Origin of the sequence: Clavibacter zhangzhiyongii (genome assembly GCF_014775655.1) — a bacterium.
Lineage (GTDB): Bacteria > Actinomycetota > Actinomycetes > Actinomycetales > Microbacteriaceae > Clavibacter > Clavibacter zhangzhiyongii.
On the sequence record NZ_CP061274.1, the window covers coordinates 1,035,113 to 1,055,146 of the forward strand.

General features: G+C 74.9%; 18 protein-coding genes. 10 read left to right on the forward strand and 8 right to left on the reverse strand.

Annotated features, from left to right (window positions below):
• Positions 1 to 106 precede the first annotated feature (106 nt).
• A complete protein-coding gene (locus tag H9X71_RS04960; RefSeq protein WP_236006591.1) occupies positions 107 to 550 on the forward strand; it encodes a hypothetical protein in 444 nt (147 codons plus the stop codon).
• On the opposite strand, the gene H9X71_RS04965 is transcribed toward H9X71_RS04960, so the two are convergent.
• Positions 513 to 2,045, reverse strand: coding sequence for an amino acid permease (locus tag H9X71_RS04965; protein ID WP_191148593.1), 1,533 nt, complete (start codon positions 2,043 to 2,045; stop codon positions 513 to 515). The two genes, H9X71_RS04960 and H9X71_RS04965, sit on opposite strands and share 38 nt — an antisense overlap.
• Before the next feature lie 94 nt (positions 2,046 to 2,139).
• On the opposite strand from H9X71_RS04965, the gene H9X71_RS04970 reads away from it, so the two are divergent.
• On the forward strand, positions 2,140 to 2,703 hold the full coding sequence (locus H9X71_RS04970) for a hypothetical protein (RefSeq protein WP_191148594.1): 564 nt from the start codon (positions 2,140 to 2,142) through the stop codon (positions 2,701 to 2,703).
• Between the two features lie 72 nt (positions 2,704 to 2,775).
• On the opposite strand, the gene H9X71_RS04975 is transcribed toward H9X71_RS04970, so the two are convergent.
• A complete protein-coding gene (locus H9X71_RS04975; RefSeq protein ID WP_191148595.1) occupies positions 2,776 to 4,104 on the reverse strand; it encodes an MFS transporter in 1,329 nt (442 codons plus the stop codon).
• Positions 4,101 to 4,523, reverse strand: coding sequence for a MarR family winged helix-turn-helix transcriptional regulator (locus H9X71_RS04980; protein WP_191148596.1), 423 nt, complete (start codon positions 4,521 to 4,523; stop codon positions 4,101 to 4,103). Before H9X71_RS04980 ends, H9X71_RS04975 begins: the two co-directional genes overlap by 4 nt.
• Positions 4,524 to 4,714: 191 nt before the next feature.
• On the opposite strand from H9X71_RS04980, the gene H9X71_RS04985 reads away from it, so the two are divergent.
• Both H9X71_RS04985 and H9X71_RS04990 read left to right on the forward strand, forming a co-directional pair.
• Positions 4,715 to 4,909 (forward strand): hypothetical protein, encoded by a 195-nt coding sequence (locus H9X71_RS04985; protein ID WP_191148597.1) that lies wholly within the window; start codon positions 4,715 to 4,717, stop codon positions 4,907 to 4,909.
• Positions 4,910 to 5,023: 114 nt separating this feature from the next.
• The gene (locus tag H9X71_RS04990; RefSeq protein WP_191148598.1) at positions 5,024 to 5,842 is read left to right on the forward strand and encodes an alpha/beta fold hydrolase; all 819 of its coding nucleotides are present in this window, start codon (positions 5,024 to 5,026) and stop codon (positions 5,840 to 5,842) included.
• A 27-nt stretch (positions 5,843 to 5,869) separates the two neighbouring features.
• On the opposite strand, the gene H9X71_RS04995 is transcribed toward H9X71_RS04990, so the two are convergent.
• Positions 5,870 to 7,741 (reverse strand): glycoside hydrolase family 15 protein, encoded by a 1,872-nt coding sequence (locus H9X71_RS04995; RefSeq protein ID WP_191148599.1) that lies wholly within the window; start codon positions 7,739 to 7,741, stop codon positions 5,870 to 5,872.
• A gap of 57 nt (positions 7,742 to 7,798) precedes the next feature.
• Here H9X71_RS04995 and H9X71_RS05000 point away from each other — a divergent pair, with 57 nt between their 5' ends.
• Complete coding sequence (locus tag H9X71_RS05000) at positions 7,799 to 9,181, forward strand: glucose-6-phosphate dehydrogenase (RefSeq protein WP_191148600.1); 1,383 nt, start codon at positions 7,799 to 7,801, stop codon at positions 9,179 to 9,181.
• Between the two features lie 30 nt (positions 9,182 to 9,211).
• On the opposite strand, the gene H9X71_RS05005 is transcribed toward H9X71_RS05000, so the two are convergent.
• Both H9X71_RS05005 and H9X71_RS05010 read right to left on the reverse strand, forming a co-directional pair.
• A complete protein-coding gene (locus tag H9X71_RS05005; protein ID WP_244961813.1) occupies positions 9,212 to 9,853 on the reverse strand; it encodes a hypothetical protein in 642 nt (213 codons plus the stop codon).
• 172 nt (positions 9,854 to 10,025) lie between these two features.
• Positions 10,026 to 10,214: a hypothetical protein gene (locus tag H9X71_RS05010; protein WP_191148601.1), complete on the reverse strand. Its 189-nt coding sequence runs from the start codon at positions 10,212 to 10,214 to the stop codon at positions 10,026 to 10,028.
• A 162-nt stretch (positions 10,215 to 10,376) separates the two neighbouring features.
• On the opposite strand from H9X71_RS05010, the gene H9X71_RS05015 reads away from it, so the two are divergent.
• From H9X71_RS05015 to H9X71_RS05035, 5 genes are all read left to right on the forward strand, one after another.
• A complete protein-coding gene (locus H9X71_RS05015; RefSeq protein WP_191148602.1) occupies positions 10,377 to 11,531 on the forward strand; it encodes an SLC13 family permease in 1,155 nt (384 codons plus the stop codon).
• An 83-nt stretch (positions 11,532 to 11,614) separates the two neighbouring features.
• Entirely contained in the window at positions 11,615 to 12,193 is a 579-nt protein-coding gene (locus H9X71_RS05020) for a TetR/AcrR family transcriptional regulator (RefSeq protein ID WP_191148603.1), read from the forward strand.
• 43 nt (positions 12,194 to 12,236) lie between these two features.
• Entirely contained in the window at positions 12,237 to 15,164 is a 2,928-nt protein-coding gene (locus tag H9X71_RS05025) for an MMPL family transporter (protein WP_191148604.1), read from the forward strand.
• On the forward strand, positions 15,161 to 17,056 hold the full coding sequence (locus H9X71_RS05030; protein WP_191148605.1) for a YhgE/Pip domain-containing protein: 1,896 nt from the start codon (positions 15,161 to 15,163) through the stop codon (positions 17,054 to 17,056). Before H9X71_RS05025 ends, H9X71_RS05030 begins: the two co-directional genes overlap by 4 nt.
• A 128-nt stretch (positions 17,057 to 17,184) precedes the next feature.
• Positions 17,185 to 18,504: a hypothetical protein gene (locus H9X71_RS05035; RefSeq protein ID WP_191148606.1), complete on the forward strand. Its 1,320-nt coding sequence runs from the start codon at positions 17,185 to 17,187 to the stop codon at positions 18,502 to 18,504.
• Between the two features lie 80 nt (positions 18,505 to 18,584).
• Here the strand turns inward: H9X71_RS05035 and H9X71_RS05040 are convergent, their stop codons facing one another.
• Both H9X71_RS05040 and H9X71_RS05045 read right to left on the reverse strand, forming a co-directional pair.
• A complete protein-coding gene (locus H9X71_RS05040; protein WP_191148607.1) occupies positions 18,585 to 18,887 on the reverse strand; it encodes a putative quinol monooxygenase in 303 nt (100 codons plus the stop codon).
• A 183-nt stretch (positions 18,888 to 19,070) separates the two neighbouring features.
• Positions 19,071 to 19,946 carry a sugar phosphate isomerase/epimerase family protein gene (locus H9X71_RS05045; RefSeq protein WP_191148608.1) on the reverse strand — a complete coding sequence of 292 codons (876 nt, stop codon included), beginning with the start codon at positions 19,944 to 19,946 and terminating at the stop codon, positions 19,071 to 19,073.
• Between the last annotated feature and the right edge of the window lie 88 nt (positions 19,947 to 20,034).

Below are 20,034 nucleotides of genomic sequence, written 5' to 3' on the forward strand. Positions count from 1 at the left end.
TCTGGCGGACAGGCCGGCGTCGGTGCGCGCGCGTACGCTCGGACCGACGCGGCCGGGCGTCGCCGCGGGCACGGAGCTCGCGGCGGACGATCCCGAGGAGGACCGCATGTGGAGCAAGCAGAGCGGTGACGCGGCCGGGGCGATCAGCCCGGCGCCCGAGCATCCGCATGCGCGGCCCGTGCGCGGCGCGTGGCTCGTGCGCGTGGGCGAGGGCCCGGCGCTCGGCTGGGTCATGCGCCACCGGGCGGACCTCGCGGAGCCCTTCGCCTACGAGGTGTACGCCTGCGGCCTGGGCGCGGACGGGCGCCGGGTGTGGATCGCCCGGCGGGAGTCGCTCAACGCCGCGGTGGCGTGGATGGTGCAGCACGACCGGGAGCTGCTGGCATTCGCGCGGGGCCTGCGGCCGGATCCGGCGCAGCCGGGCGCCCCCGCCCCCGCGTCCGGAGACGAGGACGCCGCCGCCCCCGCAGCGGGGACGACGGCGTCGGGGCGGCCGGCGGACGGCGGGCCGGTCAGCGCTTCCGCTGGTCGGACGCATCCCGTCCCGTGACGGGGAACGGACCGGTGACGCCCTCGCGCACGCGGGCGATCTCGAGGATCCGGTCGCGCTGCAGGTACCAGCCCACGACGAGCAGGGGGATGATCACGACGAGCGACGCGACCGTCAGGGTGCCGATGGGCCAGTCGATCGCCATGAGGACGAGCACGCTGACGAGGAACGCGAGCGTCAGCCACGAGGTGACGGGGGCGCCGGGGAGGCGGAACGTGGGCTCCTTGGCCTTGCCCTGCTTCGCCCAGGTGCGCAGGCGCATCTGGCACAGGATGATGGTCGCCCAGCCGGCCACGATGCCGAGCGCCGCCACGTTGAGGACGATCTCGAAGGCCTGGTCGGGCACGACCGCGTTGAGGCCCACGCCGAGGAGCGTGATGGAGCCGGTGAGCAGGATCCCGCCGAACGGCACGCCGCCCTTCGACATGACGGTCGTGAACCGGGGCGCCGAGCCGTTCATGCCCATGGAGTGGAGCACGCGGCCGGTGCTGTAGAGGCCCGCGTTGAGGCTCGACATGGCGGCCGTGAGGACGACGAAGTTCATGACGGAACCGGCGATCGCGCCGACCTCGGGCGAGCCGAGGCTGGAGAAGAACGTGACGAACGGGCTCTGGTCCGCGCTGTACGCGGTGTAGGGGAGCAGCAGCGAGAGCAGCACGATGGAGCCGACGTAGAAGATCGCGATGCGGAAGACGACGGAGTTGATGGCGCGCGGGATGACCTTCTCCACGTCCTGGGTCTCGCCGCTCGCGGTGCCGACGAGCTCGATCGCGGCGTAGGCGAACACCACGCCCTGCACGACGAGCACGACGGGCACGAGGCCCTGCGGGAAGACGCCGCCGTTCTCCTGCAGCACCGTCCAGCCGGTCTGCACCTCGGCACCGCCGACCGTCACGGGGAAGCTCCATGCCAGCCACACGATGCCCACGATGAGGAAGACCACGAGGGCGGCCACCTTGACGAGCGCGAACCAGAACTCCATCTCGCCGAAGACCTTGACGGCCACGAGGTTGAGCGCGAGCACGATGGCGAGGGCGATGAGGGCGAGCAGCCACTGCGGGGCGGCGGTGAACGCCGACCAGTAGTGCATGTAGAGCGCGACGGCCGTCACGTCGACGATGGCGGTGGTCGCCCAGTTGAGGAAGTACATCCAGCCGGCGGCGTAGGCGAACTTCTCGCCGTAGAACTCGCGGGCGTAGGAGATGAAGGAGCCGGAGCTCGGGCGGTGCAGCACCAGCTCGCCGAGCGCGCGGAGGATGAAGAACGCGAAGACGCCGCAGACGAGGAACACGATCGCGAGCGCGGGGCCGGCCGAGGCGAGGCGACCGCCCGCGCCGAGGAAGAGCCCGGTGCCGATGGCGCCGCCGATCGCGATCATCTGCAGCTGCCGCGGCTTGAGCCCGTGCTGGTAGCCCTCCTGCTCGTGGCTGAAGTCCTGGGCCACGAAATCCGGGTCGGGCGGGACGGTGCTGCGGTCGCTCTCGCTTCGTGTCATCCGAATACGGTAGTGGCACGGGGCATTCGCCCCGACACCCGCGTCGACCGACTTCCGCGGGCAGGACCGCATGTGATAGGCGCCGAGGAGGCCCATGGCCCGCACGCACACGACGGCACCCCGGATCCGGTCGTGGGCGCCCGTCGCCGTCGCCGTCGCGGGGGCGCTCGTCCTCGCCGGGTGCACGTCGGATCCGGGGCAGCCCGATCCCGAGGTGACGACCCCCGCCGCCAGCGCGCCCGCCGACGCGGGCGGCACGGACGGCACGGCCGCTCCGGCCCCCGCGGTCACCCGCGCGCCCGGCCCGCCCACCCGGGACGAGCTCGCCACCTGCTCGACGCTCGCGCAGGTGCTGCCCGACTCCACCAAGCTCGTGCAGGCGCTCGGCGACGGCACCGGCGTGGATCCGGCGCTCCTCGACCGCGTGAAGCAGGGCGACGCGGCGCTCGCCGAGATGGCGCCGGCGAACATGGCGCCGCTCGTCGCGTCGTTCTCCGCCATCGTCGACGAGCTGGACGCGCTGCGCTCGGGCACCGACACGGACGGCGCGTCGCTCGACACCGGGCAGTACCTCCGGGCGACGAGCGCCTTCCTCGACTACTGCCTCGACGACGTGGGCTACGTGCCCCCGAGCACCGCCCCGACGCCCGCGCCCTGAGGGCGCGGCGGCCGAGCCGCCGCGCTCCGACGACGGCGCCCCGGGCGTCGGCGCCCCGGGCGTCGGCGCGCGTCAGGTGCGGCGGGCCACGGCCTCGTCGGCCTCGATGTCCTCGCGCGCGTCGTCCCGGCGGTCGCGGCCGTCCCCGTCGTGCGTGACGAGGAGGTGCGGCGTGCGGTGGATCCGGTACGAGATGCGCAGGTGCCGGTGCAGCACGAGCCAGGCGACGGCGATGAGCGCCGAGACGATGCCGCTCGCCGCGCCCACCATCACGGCGGCGCGCGGTCCCCAGGTGTTCGCGACCCAGCCGACGACGGGTGCGCCGAGCGGGGTCCCGCCCACGAAGATCGCCATGTAGACGGCCATGACCCGGCCGCGCATGCGGGGCTCGACGGTGAGCTGCACGGTGCTGTTGGCGCTCGTCATCAGCGTCTGCGAGACGACGCCCACGAGCACGAGGGCGCCCGCGAAGAGCAGGTAGCTGGGCGCGATCGCGGCGAGGGCCGTGGCGAGCCCGAAGAGCGCGGCGCCCACGAAGACGAGGCGGATGCGGGGGCGCTCCCGCCGGGCGGACAGGAGCGCGCCCGCCACGGATCCGACGGCGAGGCTCGACGACAGGAGGCCGAACTCGGTCGCGCCCTTGCCGAACTCGACGCTCGCCATGGTGGAGGTGAAGATCGGGAAGTTGTAGCCGAAGGCGCCGACGAGGAAGACGATGACGAGGATCACCATGATGTCCGGCCGCCCGCCGATGTAGCGGAACCCCTCGCGCAGCTGGCCCCGCGAGCGGGCGACGCGCTCCGGCCGGCGGAGCTCGCCCACGCGGAGCCGGGTGAGCGCCACGAGCACCGCGATGAAGCTCACCGCGTTGATGAGGAAGACCCAGCCCGTGCCGACGCCCGCGATCAGCACGCCGGCGACGGCCGGGCCGATCATGCGCGCGGCGCTGAAGGACGCCGAGTTGAGCGCGACCGCGTTGGAGAGGTCGTCGTCGGAGACGAGCTCGGAGACGAAGGACTGCCGGGCGGGCGCGTCCAGCGCCGAGGCGACGCCGAGCAGGAGCGCGAACGCGTAGACGTGCAACAGCTCGGCGCGGCCGGAGAGCACGACGAGGCCGAGGCCCAGCCCGAGGACCGCCATCGCGCCCTGCGTGACCATCAGCACGCGGCGCTTGTCGTACCGGTCGGCGATGAGGCCGGCGTAGGGGGAGAGCACGAGCATGGGGCCGAACTGGAGGGCCATGACGATGCCGACGGCGGTCGCGTCGTAGCGGGTGAGCTCGGTGAGGACGATCCAGTCCTGGGCCGTGCGCTGCATCCACGTGCCGACGTTGGAGACGAGGGCCCCGGCGAACCAGATGCGGTAGTTGGGGGCGCGGAGGCTGCGGAAGACGGCGCTCACGCGGAGGCCATCCGGCCGAGGAGGACGGCGGCCTCGGCGAGGGTGGTGCGCTCGGCGTCGGTGAGCTCGGCGAGGCGGAGGGAGAGCCAGGCGCTCCGCTGGCGGCGGGTCTCCTGCACGACCCGACGGCCGGACGCCGTGATCGTGACGGTGACGCGGCGGCCGTCGTCGGGCGCGGGGGATCGCTCGGCGTAGCCCGCGCCGACCAGGCAGTTGACCGTGCGGTTCATGCTCGGGGCGGTGACGCGCTCGGCCGCGGCGAGCGCGCCGGGGCTCGACGGCCCGTCGCGCAGGAGGAGGGCGAGCACGACGAACTGGCTGTCGCTCAGCTCGTGGTCGGCCTTCTCGGCGCGGAGGCGGCGCGCGAGGCGCATGACGCCGGCGCGCAGGCTCTGGCTGGGATCGGGGGAGTCGGGCACGTCATGAGGCTAGCTCATTAGACAGGCTAACGATCGGGCGGGCGGTGACGGGATCCTCCGAGACGGCCGGAACGGCCCTCGCCGTCGGAGGTCGCGGACAGGGGCGGCGGGCAGGATGGAGGGACACCGACGGCCGCGGTGCGCCCGCGACGACGCGGGCGCGCGGGCCGCGCGATCCAGGAGGCACGGACATGACGCACCACGACGGCACGGACCACGCGCACGACGACGAGGCGCTCGGCGGCGACGGCACGATCCCCGCGGGCGCCAGCGGCGTCGCGGCCGGCCACGACGGCGGGAGCGACCACTTCGAGCCCGAGGAGGACACCCCGCACCGCACGGACGAGGACGGCGCGGGCGAGGACGGCGCGGGCGACCCGGCCTAGCCCGACGCGGCCCGCGGCGGCGCGACGACCCGGCCGCGCGGGCCGGGTCGTCCGCGGCGGCGCGACGACCCGGCCGCGCGGGCCGGCCCCGCGGCGCGCGTAGCCTGGGTCCCCGTGGACACCGCGACCAACCCCCTCGACGGCACGCCCATCGCCTACCGTGCCTTCGGATGGCCGCCGGCCGACGCCGATACGCGCGACCCGGCCCGCGCCCCCGTGGTCCTCGTGCACGGCACGGCGCTGTCGCAGGCGATCTGGCGCGGCTTCGGCTGGGTGCGCGGCCTCGCGCCCGCGCGTCCCGTGATCACGCTCGACCTCCGCGGACACGGGCGCAGCGGCTCGCCGCACGAGCCCGCCGCCTACGCCATGGACCTCCTCGTCGCCGACGTCGTGGCCGTGCTCGACGCGGTCGGCGCGGAGGCGGTGCACCACGTGGGCTACAGCCTCGGCGCCCGCGTCGGCTTCTCGCTCGCGGCCGCGCACCCGGAGCGCCTGCTCTCGACCGCGAGCCTCGGCGGATCCCCCCGGAGCGGCGTGGGCGTCTTCGACCGCGTGTTCTTCCCGGGCTGCATCGCCGCCCTCGAGGCGGGCGGGATGCCCGGCTTCCTCGACGCGTGGGAGCGGCACAGCGGGCATCCGGTCGACGCGGCCACCCGCGGCGCCTTCCTCGCCGACGACGCCCGGGCGCTCGCCGCCTACATGCGCGAGTCGGAACGGGATCCGGGCGTGCCGGACGAGGTCGTCGCCGCGTCCGCGGTGCCGCTGCTCCTCGTGGCGGGCACGCAGGATCCGGAGCGGCTCCGGGCCGCGCACCACGTGGGGCGGCTCCGCCCGGACGCGTCCCTGGTCGAGCTCGACGGCGCCACGCATGCGGGCACGCCCCGGCACCCCGACGCGCTGCCGGCGGTGGAGCGCTTCCTGGCGTCCCTCTGACGGGCGTGCCCTGATCCCGCGCGCGGGTCAGACGACGGGGGAGCCGGCCGACGCGCGCGCGGCCGCCGCGTGCGCGAGCGCCGCGTTGCCCGGCTGGTGCGCGCGGTCGAGCTCGTCCGGGTGGACGGCGGCCGCGGCCTGGAGCGCGTCGGCCGCGCGCACGAGCGCGAGGTGGGAGAGCGCCTGCGGCACGTTGCCCGCCTGCCGCCGGCCGACCGGGTCGTACTCCTCCGAGAGGAGCCCCACGTCGTTGGCGAGGGCGACCAGCCGGTCCATCAACTCGCGGCCGTCCGCCTCGCGGCCGGATCGCGCGTACTGCTCGACGAGCCAGAACGAGCAGGCGAGGAACGGGTACTCGCCCGCGGGCAGGCCGTCGACGCCGGCGCTCGTGTCGTAGCGCAGCAGGAAGCCCTCGTGCATGAGGGTGCGCTCCATGACCTCGACGGTCACGAGCATGCGCGGGTCGTCGTAGGCGCAGAAGCCGGCCTGGGCGAGGATCAGCAGCGACGCGTCCACGTCGGTCGTGCCGTAGTGCTGGCGGAAGGCGCCGGTGGCGGGGTCGACGCCCTGGTCGAGGATCTCGTCGCGCACGCGGTCGCGCAGGTCCTTCCACTGCTCCACCGGCCCGTCGAGCCCGTGCCGCTCGACGCCCTGGACGGCCGCGTCGAGCGCCGCCCAGATCATCGCCCGCGAGTGCGTGAAGTGCTGCTCGGCCCCGCGGATCTCCCAGATGCCGCTGTCCTGCCGCTCCCAGTTCTCCTCGACGAAGCCGATGAGGGCGCGCTGCAGCGGCCAGGAGAACTCGGTCTCCCCGACGCCCGCGTCGCGCGCGGCCTGGAGCGCGAGCATCACCTCGCCGATGACGTCGGCCTGGTACTGCTCGAACGCGCCGTTGCCGACGCGCACCGGGCCCGACCCCTGGTAGCCGGGCAGGCTGTCGAGGTCGCGCTCCGGGAGGTGGCGCTCGCCGCTCAGCCCGTACATGATCTGCACGTCGCCCGGGTCGCCCGCGATCGCCCGCAGGAGCCAGGTGCGCCACTCGTCGGCCTCGTCGTCGAAGCCGTGCGCGAGGAGCACCTCGAGGGTGAGCGACGCGTCGCGGAGCCACACGTATCGGTAGTCCCAGTTGCGGGATCCGCCGAACTGCTCGGGCAGGCTCGTGGTCGCGGCGGCGACGATGCCGCCCGTGTCCTCGTGCGTGAGCGCGCGGAGCACGAGCAGCGACCGGCGGACGGCGGCCTGGTGCGGGCCGGAGTGCTCGATGGAGCTCGCCCAGCTCTCCCACCACTCGGTCGTGTGCTCGAGCGCCGCGTCCACGTCGAAGGCCGGCGGCTCGCTGCGGTGGGAGGGGTACCAGGTGAGGGCCGAGTCGACGGTCTCGCCCGCGGACACGTCGAACGCAACGCCGTGGTGGTGGTCCGTGGCGGTGAGCTCGGGGCCGCGGACCACGACGGCGTCGGGGCCGGCCACGGCGACGAGGCGCGGGTCGTCGCCGTCGAGCTTGCGGATCCAGGGCAGCGCGGTCGCGTAGCCGAAGCGCAGGCGGAGGTCGCCCTGCATCCGGACGGTGCCGCTGATCCCGCGCACGCGCCGCACGACGTCGGCCCGCCGGTCGCCCATGGACATGAAGTCGGTGACCTCGACGGCGCCCTCCGGCGTCTCCCACCGGGTCCAGAGGACGAACGTGTTGCCGAGGTAGGTGCGCATCGAGACGGTCGCCTCGGGAGAGGCGGGCGCGAGCTTCCACGCGCCGTGCTCCTCGGTGCCGAGGAGCGCGCCGAACATGGAGGCGGAGTCGAAGCGCGGCAGGCACAGCCAGTCGATGGAGCCGTCCCGCCCGACCAGCGCTCCCGTGTGGCAGTCCCCGATGAGTGCGTAGTCCTCGATGCGCATGGCCATGCGCCATGGTCCCACGGCCCGCCTGTCGATCCCCGCCACCGCGCGTAGCCTGGCCGCATGCCCGCCTCCTCCACGCTCCTGATCCTCGGCGCCAGCGGCGACCTCTCCGCGCGCCTCCTGCTCCCCGGCCTCGGCGGGCTCCTCGCCCACCGCCCCGACCTCGACCTCCAGCTGGTGGGCGCGGGGACGGAGGAGTGGGACGACGAGCGGTGGCGCGAGGTGGTCCGCACCTCGTTCGCCTCGCTCGGCGCGGAGGGCCCCGCGGTCGACCGCGTCATCGCGGGCACCACCTACCTCCCGGCCGACGTCACGGCCGAGACCGACCTCGAGCGCCTGCTCGCCGCGTGCGAGGCCGCGCCCGCCGTGTACTTCGCGCTGCCGCCCGCGGTGACGGAGCGGGCGTGCGAGGCGATGACCCGGATCACGCTGCCCGAGGGCACCTCGCTCTCGCTCGAGAAGCCGTTCGGCACCGACCTCGCGAGCGCCCGCTCGCTCAACCGCCTGCTCGCCACGCTCGTCCCCGAGGAGCGCACCCACCGGGTCGACCACTTCCTCGGCCGCTCCACCGTGCGGAACCTCCTCGGCCTCCGCTTCGCGAACCGGATGCTCGAGCCGGTCTGGAACGCCCAGCACATCGCGAGCGTCGAGGTCGTCTACGACGAGCAGCTCGCGCTGGAGGGCCGCGCCCGCTACTACGACAGGGCGGGGGCGCTCGCCGACATGATCCAGAGCCACCTGCTGCAGGTGATGGCGGTGTTCGCGATGGAGCCGCCCGCCACGACCGATGCGCGCGACATCCGCGACCAGAAGGCCCTCGTGCTGCGCGCGACCCGGCCATGGGGCGGCGACCCGGTCGCGTCCTCGCGCCGCGCCCGCTACACCGCGGGCGACGTCGAGGGACGCGAGCTGCCGGCCTACGCCGACGAGGAGGGCGTGGATGCCGCGCGCGGCACGGAGACCCTCGCCGAGATGACGGTGGAGATCGCCAACTGGCGCTGGGCGGGCGTGCCCTTCCGGCTGCGCTCGGGCAAGGCCATGGCGGACCACCGGCGCGAGATCGTCGTCACCTTCCAGCCGGCGCCGCACGTGCCCACCGGGCTGTCGAGGGCGCAGGAGCCGGACCGGATCCGCATCCTCATCGCGCCCGACGAGCTGCACCTGGAGCTGAACGTCAACGGGCCGGCCGACCCCGACGTCATCGACCGCACGGAGCTCGTCACGACGTTCGACGCGGGCGACCTGCCGCCGTACGGGCAGGTCATCGACGGGATCATCTCGGAGGACGAGAGCCTCTCCGTCCGCGGCGACACGGCCGAGGAGTGCTGGCGCATCGTCGAGCCGGTCATCGCCGCGTGGCGCGCGGGCGACGTGCCGCTCGAGGAGTACCCGGCCGGATCCGCGGGGCCCTGGGACGGGCCGCAGGTCGCGCCGAAGGGCTGACCCGGAGCGGGCCGGGCGGGCCAGGGCGGGCTAGGCGCTGCGCACGGCGCGGAGCACCGCGGGCGCCCGGCGGGGGTCGCCGGCGAGCTCCGCGATGGAGCCGTCGAGCGGATCCGCGTCGAACACGGCGAGCTCGCGCGCGACCGCATCGCGACGCGCGGCCACGTCGTCGTCGGCGCGCCCCGACGCGCGGGCGTCCTCCAGCGGGAGGCCGGCCGTGGCGGGGGAGGCGCCGAGCGCGAGGGCGACGTCGCGCGCGATGTGCGCCGTCATCATCTCGTCGAAGAAGCCCGCGGTCGTGTCGGGCGTGCGGCGCACGAGCGCCCATGCGCCCTCGGGGCCGAAGTGGTGCGCGAGCGCGGCCTGGACGACGAGGGCGAGCGGCCGCAGGTCGGGCTCGGGAGCGGTGACCGCGCCCGCCTCGTCGTCACGGGACGGGGGAGCGCCGGCGTCCGTCGGCTCGAGCTTGTGCGCGGCGACGTGCGCCGGACGGACGGGACCGCCGTGCAGGCGGGCGGCGATGGCGGCGAGCTCACCGGTGGCGAGCGAGACGGCGGGGGCGGGCGCGTGGGCCGCGTCGGGCGGGACCGCCCGCCGGTCGGCGGGATCCGACACGGACGCGGCGGGCGCGGCCTCGGTCGGGACGGACTTGCCTCTGCGCCACCGGAACATGATCCACGGCCTCCCCGATCGCACCGCCGCGATCGGGTCCATGATCGTGCGCGACACGCCCGGGCGAGACGGCGACACGCCGGGGACGGCGGGCATCGGTCAGCTGAGGGACGCCGAGACGGCGTGACGGACGCGCGCGCCCGGCGGGCGCGCGCGTCACGTGGGGGAGCGGCTAGTTGCCGAGCTGCCCGTCGCGCGAGTCCTCGACGACGGTGCCGATCGCGATCGCCATGGTGATGCCCCAGCTCAGCCACATGAGGCCGAGCTTCCAGTCGCGCGGGCCCCGGCGGGTGGTCTGCAGGGTGCTCCAGCCGCCGATGAGGGCGCTGAGGACGCTGCCGTTCAGGATGTACTTGCGCATGACACCTCCCAGTGTGCTTCCACGGTACCGGGAACCGGCCGCCGTGACCGCCGGGCGGCGGGCCGACCGGCCGCGGCCCGGCGCCCCGTCCCGTTTCCGCAGGCGGCGCGGGCTCCCGGCGGCCCATGAGTACAGTGATCGCGGATCAGACAGGAGGCGCCCGTGCGCACAGCCCTCATCGGGGTGGTGCTCCTCGTCGTCGGCGCCGTCGCCGTGGCCACCGGAGCCCTCCCGCTCGACGCCCTCGGCGTCCTCGCCGAGCGGGTCTGGCCGATCCTCCTCTTCGTCGTGGCCATCACGGTGGTCACGGAGCTCGCGAGCGAGGCGGGCCTCTTCACCTGGATCGCCGAGCGCGCGGCCGGCCTCGGCCGCGGCCGCACCTGGGCGCTGTGGCTCGCGACCGTCGTGCTCGCGTGCCTCTGCACGATCTTCCTGTCGCTCGACACGACCGCGGTGCTCCTCACGCCCGTGGTGGTCGTGCTCGCGCGGCACTGCGGGCTGCCGCCGCTGCCGTTCGCGCTGACCACCGTCTGGCTCGCGAACACGGCGTCGCTGCTCCTCCCCGTCTCGAACCTCACCAACCTGCTCGCGGAGCACGAGCTCGGCGGGCTCGGACCGGCGGGCTTCGCGGCGCTCACGGTCGCGCCGGCGCTCGTCGCCATCGCCGTGCCCGTGCTGGCGATCCTCGTGATCCACCGGAAGGACCTCCTCACGCGCTACGAGGTCGGGCAGCCGACCGCGCGGACCGACCGGGTCCTGCTCGTGGGCAGCGCCGTGGTGGTGGGTCTGCTGGTGCCGGCGCTCGTCTCGGGGGTCGAGGTGTGGATCCCCGCGCTCGCCGCGGCCGTCGTCCTCGCGGTCCTCACGGCCGTGCGCCGCCCGAGCGCGCTCCGACCGGGCCTCCTGCCGTGGCAGCTCGTGGTGTTCGCGTCGGGGCTCTTCGTCGTGATGGAGGCGGCGCAGTCCCTCGGGCTCACCGCGGTGATGGCCGCGGTCTCCGGGCAGGGCCAGGACGCCGCCTCGCTGTTCCGCCTGGCCGGCGTCGCGACGCTGAGCGCCAACGCGGTCGACAACCTGCCCGCGTACCTGGCGCTCGAGCCGGTGGCCGGTTCGCCGGAGCGGCTCGTCGCGATCCTCGTGGGCGTCAACGCCGGCCCGCTCATCACGCCGTGGGCCTCGCTCGCGACGCTGCTCTGGCACGAGCGGCTGGTGAGCATGGGCGTGCACATCCGGTGGTCGCGCTACGTGCTGCTCGGCCTCGTGGTGGCCCCGCTCACCGTCGGGCTCGCCATGCTCGCCTTCGTGCTCACGCGGTGACCGCTGGCGCCCTGCCTGTCAACCGCCCGAGGATCTGACCGATCAGTCAGGTACTGACCGCTCGGTCAGCGTAGGCTCCACGGGTGACCAGGACCCCCCGCGCCTCCGCCGGCGACGAGCTGCGACCCATCGCGGCGGCCCGCTTCGCCCGCGACGGATTCCAGGCGACCTCGCTCCAGCAGATCGCGGACGAGGCCGGGTACTCGAAGTCGAGCGTGCTGTACCACTTCGCCTCCAAGGAGGCGCTGCTCGACGCCCTGCTCGAGCCGACGATCGATGCGCTCGCCGAGGTCATCGACCGCGCCGACTCCATCCGCGGCGACGCGGACGCCCGGCGCCTGTTCGTCGAGCGCTTCATCGACTTCCTCCTGCTGCACCGGCACGAGGTGGCGCTGTTCATCACGCAGGGGCGCTCGCTCGGGCACCTCGCCGTGATCGAGCGCGCGAACGACCTCGTGCGCACGCTCGGCGAGACCGCCGGCGCGCTCGACAGCACCCTCGACCAGCTGCGCTTCGGTGTGGCGCTCGGCGGCGCGGCGTACATCCTCGCCGCGAGCGACGACTGGTCGACGAACGAACCGCTTCCCGACGACGAGATCAGGGCCGCTCTCGTCGTGGTCGTGGGGGAGCTCCTCGCCCCCCTCGGCTCCCGCACCGCCTGATCCCCGCACCCGCGATCCCCCACGCAAGGAGAGCCACCCGCCCATGGCCACGCTTCTGTACCGGCTCGGCCGGACCTCGTTCCTGCACCCGTGGCGCGTCGTCGCCGCGTGGATCCTCGTCCTCGGCATCCTGCTCGGCGGCGGGCTCGCGCTCGGCGGCGCGACCGAGGAGTCGTTCGCGATCCCGGGCACGGAGTCGCAGGAGGCCATCGACCGCCTCGCCGCCGTGTTCCCGCAGGCCGCGGGCGCCAGCGCGCAGATCGTGACCGAGGCGCCCGAGGGCGCGAAGGTCACCGACGACGCCGACAAGGCCGCCATCGAGGCGACCGCGACGGCCGCGGCGGATGTCCCGGGCGTCGAGACGGCGCTCTCGCCGTTCTCCGAGTACGCCACCGACGCGGTCTCCGAGGACGGCACCGTGGCGATCACGACCGTGCAGTTCTCCGGGCAGAGCGACCAGGTGACCGAGGCGACGCTCGACGCGCTGAAGGAGTCCGCGCAGGCCGCCTCCGACGCGGGGCTCCGGGTCTCGTTCGGCGGGCAGGTGTTCCAGGACGTCCACTACGGCGTGACGGTGACCGAGGCGTTCGGCGTGCTCTTCGCCGGTCTCGTGCTCGTGATCACCTTCGGGTCGATGCTCGCGGCGGGGCTGCCGCTCATCGGCGCCCTGGTCGGCGTGGCCGCCTCCTCCGGCGCGCTGCTGGCCGCCGCGCGGTTCGTCACCGTGTCGAGCGCGTCGCCGCTGCTCGCCGTGATGATCGGGCTGGCCGTGGGCATCGACTACGCCCTCTTCATCCTCATGCGGCACCGCACGCAGCTCGCGAACGGCATGCCCGTCGAGCGCTCGGCGGCCACCGCGGTCGCCACCGCCGGCAGCGCCGTGATCTTCGCGGGCGTGACGGTGATCATCGCGCTGCTGGGCCTCCTCGTGGTGCAGATCCCGTTCCTCACGGTCATGGGCCTCGGCGCCGCGTTCGCGGTGCTGCTCGCGATGGGCGTCGCGACGACGCTGCTGCCGGCGATGCTCGGCTTCGCGGGCGAGCGGCTCCGGCCGAAGGAGGGCTCGCGGGCCGCGCGTCGCGCGACCGCGCAGGCCGCGGGGACGCAGCGCACGCTCGGCGCCCGGTGGGTGGCGATCGTCACGAAGGTGCCGATCATCCCCGTGGTCATCGTCATCGGCATCGCGGGCCTCCTCGCCGTGCCCGCCTCGCAGCTGCAGCTCGGGCTGCCGAGCGGCGCCACCGAGCCCGCCGGATCCACCAGCCGCGTCGCGTACGACACCGTCTCCGACGCCTTCGGCCCCGGCCACAACGGGCCGCTCGTCGTGCTCGTCGACATCACGCAGACCACCGACCCGATCGGGGTGCTGGGCGAGATCGGCGACGAGATCCGCGGCCTCGACGACGTGGCGTTCGTCGGCACCGGCACGCCGAACCCGTCGGTCGACACCGCGATCATCCAGGTCGTGCCCGACAGCGCGCCCGAGTCGGCGGAGACGACGGCGCTCATGCAGTCGATCCGCGACCTCGCGCCCGGGCTCCAGGACCGTTACGACACACGCGTCTCGGTCACCGGCACGACCGCCGTGCAGAACGACATCTCGCAGCGGCTCGACCAGGCGCTCGTGCCGTTCGGCGTCGTCGTGGTGGGCCTCTCGATCGTCCTGCTGATGATCGTGTTCCGCTCGATCTTCGTGCCGGTCAAGGCCGCCGTCGGGTTCCTGCTGAGCGTCGTCGTGTCGTTCGGGACGGTCGTCGCGATCTTCCAGAACGGCCTGTTCGCCGACGCCCTCGGGGTGACGCCGGGTCCGATCCTCAGCTTCATGCCGATCCTGCTGATGGCCATCCTGTTCGGGCTCGCCATGGACTACGAGGTGTTCCTCGTCTCCGGCATGCGCGAGGACTTCGTGCACCACGGCGACGCGAGGCGGGCCATCGTCACGGGCTTCTCGGGTGCCGCCCGGGTCGTCACGGCCGCCGCCCTCATCATGTTCTTCGTCTTCGCGGCCTTCGTGCCGGAGGGCGCGGGCGTCATCAAGACCATCGCGCTCGGCCTCGCGGTCGGCATCTTCTTCGACGCCTTCCTCGTGCGCATGACGCTCGTGCCCGCCGCCATGGCGCTCCTCGGGAAGCACGCGTGGTGGATCCCGCGCTGGCTCGACCGGATCCTCCCCGACGTCGACATCGAGGGCGAGGGGCTCCGCGAGCACCAGGACGACGTGGACTGGGCGCGCGCGTCCGGCGCCGCCGTCGCGGCCGAGCGCCTCGTGGTCGGCGTGCCCGGCCGCCGGCTCGCGCCGGTCGACTTCAGCGCGCCGGCCGGATCCCTCGTGCTCGTCGAGGGCGACGTCGCCGACCGCCGGCTCCTCGGCGCCACGCTCGGGGCCCGGCTGGCGCCGGTCTCCGGCCGCGCGCAGGTCGCGGGCCACCCGCTCGCGTCCGAGTCCGGCCGCGTGCTCACGAGCGCCGCCATGGCGGACCTCGGCCGGGTCGACCGCGTCGACTCGGGGGTCACCGTCGGCGACCTCCTCGCCGAGCGCATCGCCCTGTCCGAGCCGATGGGCCGCCGACGCGGCGCCCGCGCCCGGCAGGCCGAGTGGCTCGCGCGCATCGACCAGGCGGCGGACGCGGCGGGCGCCCGGCGCATCGGCGCCGACGACCCCGTCGGGTCCCTGCTCCCGCTCGAGCGCGCCATCGCCCTCACCGCCGTCGCGGCCTCGGGTCGCGCGCCCGTCCTCGTGCTCGACGTGGTGGATCCCTTCCCGGACGCCGCCGCCGAGCGCGCGTTCCTCGCCGCGCTGCCCGCGCTCGTGCACGAGAGCACGACCGTGCTGCTCGGCGCGCCGTGGTTCCCCGACGACCACGGCATCCCCGGGCGGCCCACCGTCCGCCTCCGGCTCGGCGCGGACGACGGCACCGTCGCCCCCGCCTCCGACCAGCCCGTCACGACCGTCGAGGAGACCCGCCGATGACCACCCGCTCCGCACGCCGACGCCTCGCCGTCGCCCTCGTCGCGATCGTGCCCCTCGCGGTCGCCGGCCTCTTCATCGGCTCGCTCTCCGACGTCACGCAGGGCGTCGAGCGCGTGCCCGCCGCGATCGTCAACCAGGACGAGATGGTGCAGCAGACGGCGCCCGACGGCACCGAGTCGCCGGTGCTCGCCGGCCGCCTGCTCGTCACGCAGCTCACCTCGGACGACAACCAGGCCTTCGACTGGACCATCACCAACGCCGACGAGGCCGAGCGGATGCTCGACGACGGCGAGGTCTACGCGGTGCTCACGGTGCCCGAGGACTTCTCGAGGTCGATCGTGTCGCTCTCCTCGGAGGCGCCGCAGCGGGCGCAGATCAGCGTGCGGACCGACGACGCGCACGGCTACCTGACCGGCGCGGCCACGCAGGCGGTCGGCGTCGGCATGACGAGCGTGTTCGGCAACGCCATCACCTCGCAGTTCGTCTCCGGGATCTACACGACCTTCGACGGCCTCAAGGGCTCGCTCACCGAGGCCGGCTCGGGCGCCGACCAGCTCGCGGACGGCGCCACGCAGCTCTCCTCGGGCGCGACGACGCTCGGCGACGGGATCACGCAGCTCGGCGACGGCATCGGGCAGTCCGAGCGCGGCGCGTCCCAGCTCGCGGACGGCCTCGGCACGTACACGGGCGGCGTCTCGCAGCTCTCCTCGGGGCTCGACCAGCTCCAGTCGGGGGCCGCGGGCCTCTCGCAGGTGTCCGACGGCGTCGGGCAGTACGCGGGCGGCGCCGGGCAGATCGCGCAGCAGGTCGCGGGCATCCGGCAGCAGCTGGAGGCCAGCCCGCAGACGGCGCCGCTCGCCGCGCAGCTCCAGCCGCTCGAGCAGGGCCTCGACCAGTACGCGGCGCAGGGGCGCACGCTGGCGACGCAGGCGGCCGCCGGGATCCAGGGCGTGCAGCAGGGCATCGGCCAGAGCGCGTCCGGCGCGTCGCGGCTCGCGGCGAACGGCGGCGCGCTCGTCTCCGGGGCGCGTCAGCTGAGCGACGGCCTCGGCCAGCTCCGCGCGGGCACGACCTCCGCGGCCACGGGCGCGGGCGACCTCGCGACCGGCGCCACCTCGCTCTCGTCGGGCGCCACCGAGCTCGGCCAGGGGCTCACGCAGGGCGCCGAGCAGATCCCGTCGCTCGACGCCGACCAGGCGTCCTCCGCCTCGGGCGTCGTCGCGGATCCGGTGGGCCTCACCGTCGAGCGCGAGAACGAGATCGGCAGCCCGGGCGACGCGATCGCGGCGATCTTCGTGCCGATCGGCCTCTGGCTCGGCGCCTTCGCGACCTTCCTCGTGCTGCGGCCGGCCGCGCGCCGCGTGCTCGCGTCGTCGGCCGCGACCGGCCGCGTGATGGGGCGCGTGCTCGCCCGCGCCGCGCTCATCGCCCTGGCGCAGGTCGTGCTGCTCGTGGCGCTCGTGCACGCGGCGCTCGGCCTGTCGCTCGCGCTGCTGCCCGCGACCCTCGGGTTCGCGGCGGTCACGGCGGCGGCCTTCACGGCGATCCACTACCTCCTCCGCCAGGCGCTCGGCCGCACCGGCATGGTCGTCTCGCTCATCCTGCTGGCCGTGCAGGCGGCGGCGATGGGCGGTGTCATCCCGCTGCAGCTCGTCGCGGAGCCGTTCCAGGCGATCAGCCCCTTCCTGCCGCTGACCTACGCGGCGTCGGGCATGCAGGCGATCATCGCCGGGGGAGCGCCCGCGGTGGCGTGGGGATCCGCGGGCACGCTGGCGGTGTTCCTGCTGCTGAGCCTCGCCGTCTCCTACCTCGTGACGCGCCGGTCGCGCCGGGCCCGGAGCCTCGGCCTCCTGCCGGGGAGCGCCCCGGCGTCGGCGGCCGTCGCCGTCTGACGCCGGCCGCACGATCCGATGCCGGGCGCCCCACGGGGCGCCCGGCATCCGTCGTCGTGGACCCTCGCGAGCGCGCGTCCGCCGGATCGCCTATCTTGTGAGAACCATTCTCGACAAGGAAGGCGCCCATGCGCACCCCCTCCCTCCTCGGCGTCGGCCTCGTGGTCGTCGGCCTGCTCGCCGGCGGCGTCGGATCCGTCGCCGCCCCGCCCGCCTCCGCGTCCGCCGCCGGCCGCGCCTCCTGGCTGCTCGTCGCCGATCCGGCCGCGCACGCCGTCTCGATCGTCGACTCGGCGACCGGCCGCGCCACCGGCTCCCTGCCCGGCGCGACGCTGGGCGCGCACGCCGGCGTCGTGCAGCTCGGCCACGGCCGCATCGCCTTCGTCGACGAGGGCGGCCCCCGGCTCGACGTGGTCGACGTGTCCTCCTCAGGCATCCCGCGCCTCGCGTCGGCCACGCCGATCCCGTCGACCGCCGGCACGTGGACCCGTGCGGGCTGGATCTCGGACGACGCCGGCCACCGCTACGTGGCGGTCGGGTCGGACCTGGACGGATCCACCACGCAGCAGGTCACGCTCGTCGACACCCGCACGGGCCGCGCGAGCACCGCATCCATCCGCACGAGCGAGGTCACCCTCGCGACCACGGGCGAGCGCGGCACCGAGGAGATGGAGACGTTCCTCGTGGGATCCCCGCTGCGCCTCGTCGTGAGCGCGGGCGGGCACCTCGACGCCTACGACGCCGCCGCCATCCTCCGGGGAGACGCGCACCCGGCACCGGTCGCCTCGACGCCGCTCGGCGCGTACCCGCACGGGCCGATCGCCGACGCCCGCGGCACGGTCGTCGGCTCGACCCTGCACGACGGCGTCGAGACGGTGCCGCTGACCCGTGACGGCTTCGGCCCGGCGACCACGCGCCCCTACCCGGAGCGCGCGCAGCAGAGCTACCGACCGCGCATGGCACCCGACGGCGCGACCGCCGTGGGCGCGCAGGCGGGCGCCACGGCGGGCGACCCGGCCGTGCTGACCTCGTCGTCGATGCGCGGCGCGGGCATCGCGAGCGTCGCCCTCGGCGCGGGGACGCCGACGCGGGCGGTCGTCGCGCCGTCCTACGCCGCCGCGGTGGTGACCGCGGATGGCGTCGACACGCTCGACCTCGTCGCCCGCGGTGCCGACGGCCTCTACGACGGGGCCGTGACGCGCGTGCGGCTCCCGGGGCTCGGGCAGGCGACGGGCACGGGATCCGCGGCGCGCTTCCTCGCGGCGTCCGCGGACGGGTCGGAGCTGTTCCTCTCGCGGGCGGGCACGGGATCCGTGCTGGAGATCGACGTGCGCGGCACGACGGTGGCGGTCCGCGGCACGATCGCCGTGCCGTCGGCCCTGGCGGACGGCGGCTACCTCGCCACCGTGGACCAGCACCAGCGGCCGTACGACCTCAGCGGGCGCTGACGCGGATCACGCGGCACGCCCGCGGCACGACGACGGCCGCCCGGTGATCCGGGCGGCCGTCGTCGTGATCGCGGCGCGGGCTAGAGCGCCAGCGCGATGCGCCCGCTGAACACGCGGGTCACGGGCGGGGCGGCGAGCACCTCGCCGAGGCGCGCGGCGCCCTCGGGGGTGGCGCGCCAGGCGACGTAGGCGTCGTGGTCGGCGGTCGAGGCCCACTGCTCGACCACGATCATGCGGGCGGGGTCGGCGTCGTCGACGAGGACCTCGAGGCCCTCGTTGCCGGCGAAGGCGCGCGTGGCCTGCAGGGTCTCGGCGAGGACGTCGGCGACGTCGCCGAGGCGCGTCTCGTCGACCTGGATCTCGAGGTGCACGGTGGTGCTCATGGTGTCTCCGGTCCTGACGCCGGGCCGGCGGGAGGCCGCGCGACGTCGCTCATGTGCGGGGGCGTTCCCCTGCCCCATCCAACCGAGCGCACCTGGACGGGCTTCCCGGGCGGTCGGCTCGGGCGCGTCGGTCGCGCCCCGCGGCATCGGGACCGGTGGCGGGGGAGCGGCGCGCGGGCCGGATCAGCGGTCGCGGCGGAGCGCGGTGCGGAGCCGCTGGTACCCGGACAGCGTGGGCGGTGCGACGGGCGTGGTCTCGGGCGCCGTGTCGAGGCGCAGCTGCCGCTGCGCGAACTCGCGCGTCTCGACGAGCATGGCGAGCCGCTGCTCCTCGTCCTTGGCCTTGCGGGTGTTGACCTCGGCGACGACGCCGCCCTGCCAGCCCTGCTCGGCGAGCCAGCGCAGCGTCTCCGCGACGGGCTGCGTGCCGCGGCCGGGGAGGAGGTGCTCGTCGAAGATGCGGCCGTCGTCCTGCGAGCCGGATCCGTCGCACAGGTGCACGTGGCGCAGGCGCGGGCCGAGGGCCTTGGCCATCTCGAGCGCGTCCTGCCCGGAGAGCGACGCGTGCGAGAAGTCGAGTGTGGTGGCGTCGCAGTCCATGACGGTGGGATCCCAGCCGGGCGCGTACGCCTTCATGCTGCGGCCGGCGACCTGCCACGGGAACATGTTCTCGACGGCGATCTCGACGCCGGTGCGCTCCTGCGTGGCGCGCACGATGTCGAGGAAGGACTCGGCGTAGCCGGCCTGCCAGCGGAACGGCGGGTGCACCACGACGGCCGGGGCGCCGACCGCGCGGGCGAGCTCCGCGGACCTCTCCAGCTTCACCTTCGGGTCCCGGCCCCACACGAAGTGCGTGAGCAGGAGGACGGGCGCGTGGATGGAGAGGATCGGCAGCGCGTGCTTCTCCGACAGCGCACGGAGGGCCGCGGCGTCCTGGGTGACCTCGTCGTTCGTCACCATGATCTCCACCCCGTCGAAGCCCGCGCGCTTCGCCATGACGAAGGCGTTCTCGACGGGCTGGGGGTACACGCAGGTCGTGCTCATTCCGACACGGATCACGTCGGCGACCATACCCGGCGACGCTGTGCGCCCGGGGTACGCGGGGGGTCCGGCGCGTGTCGGGTGCGCGACGGGGACAGGCGGGGCG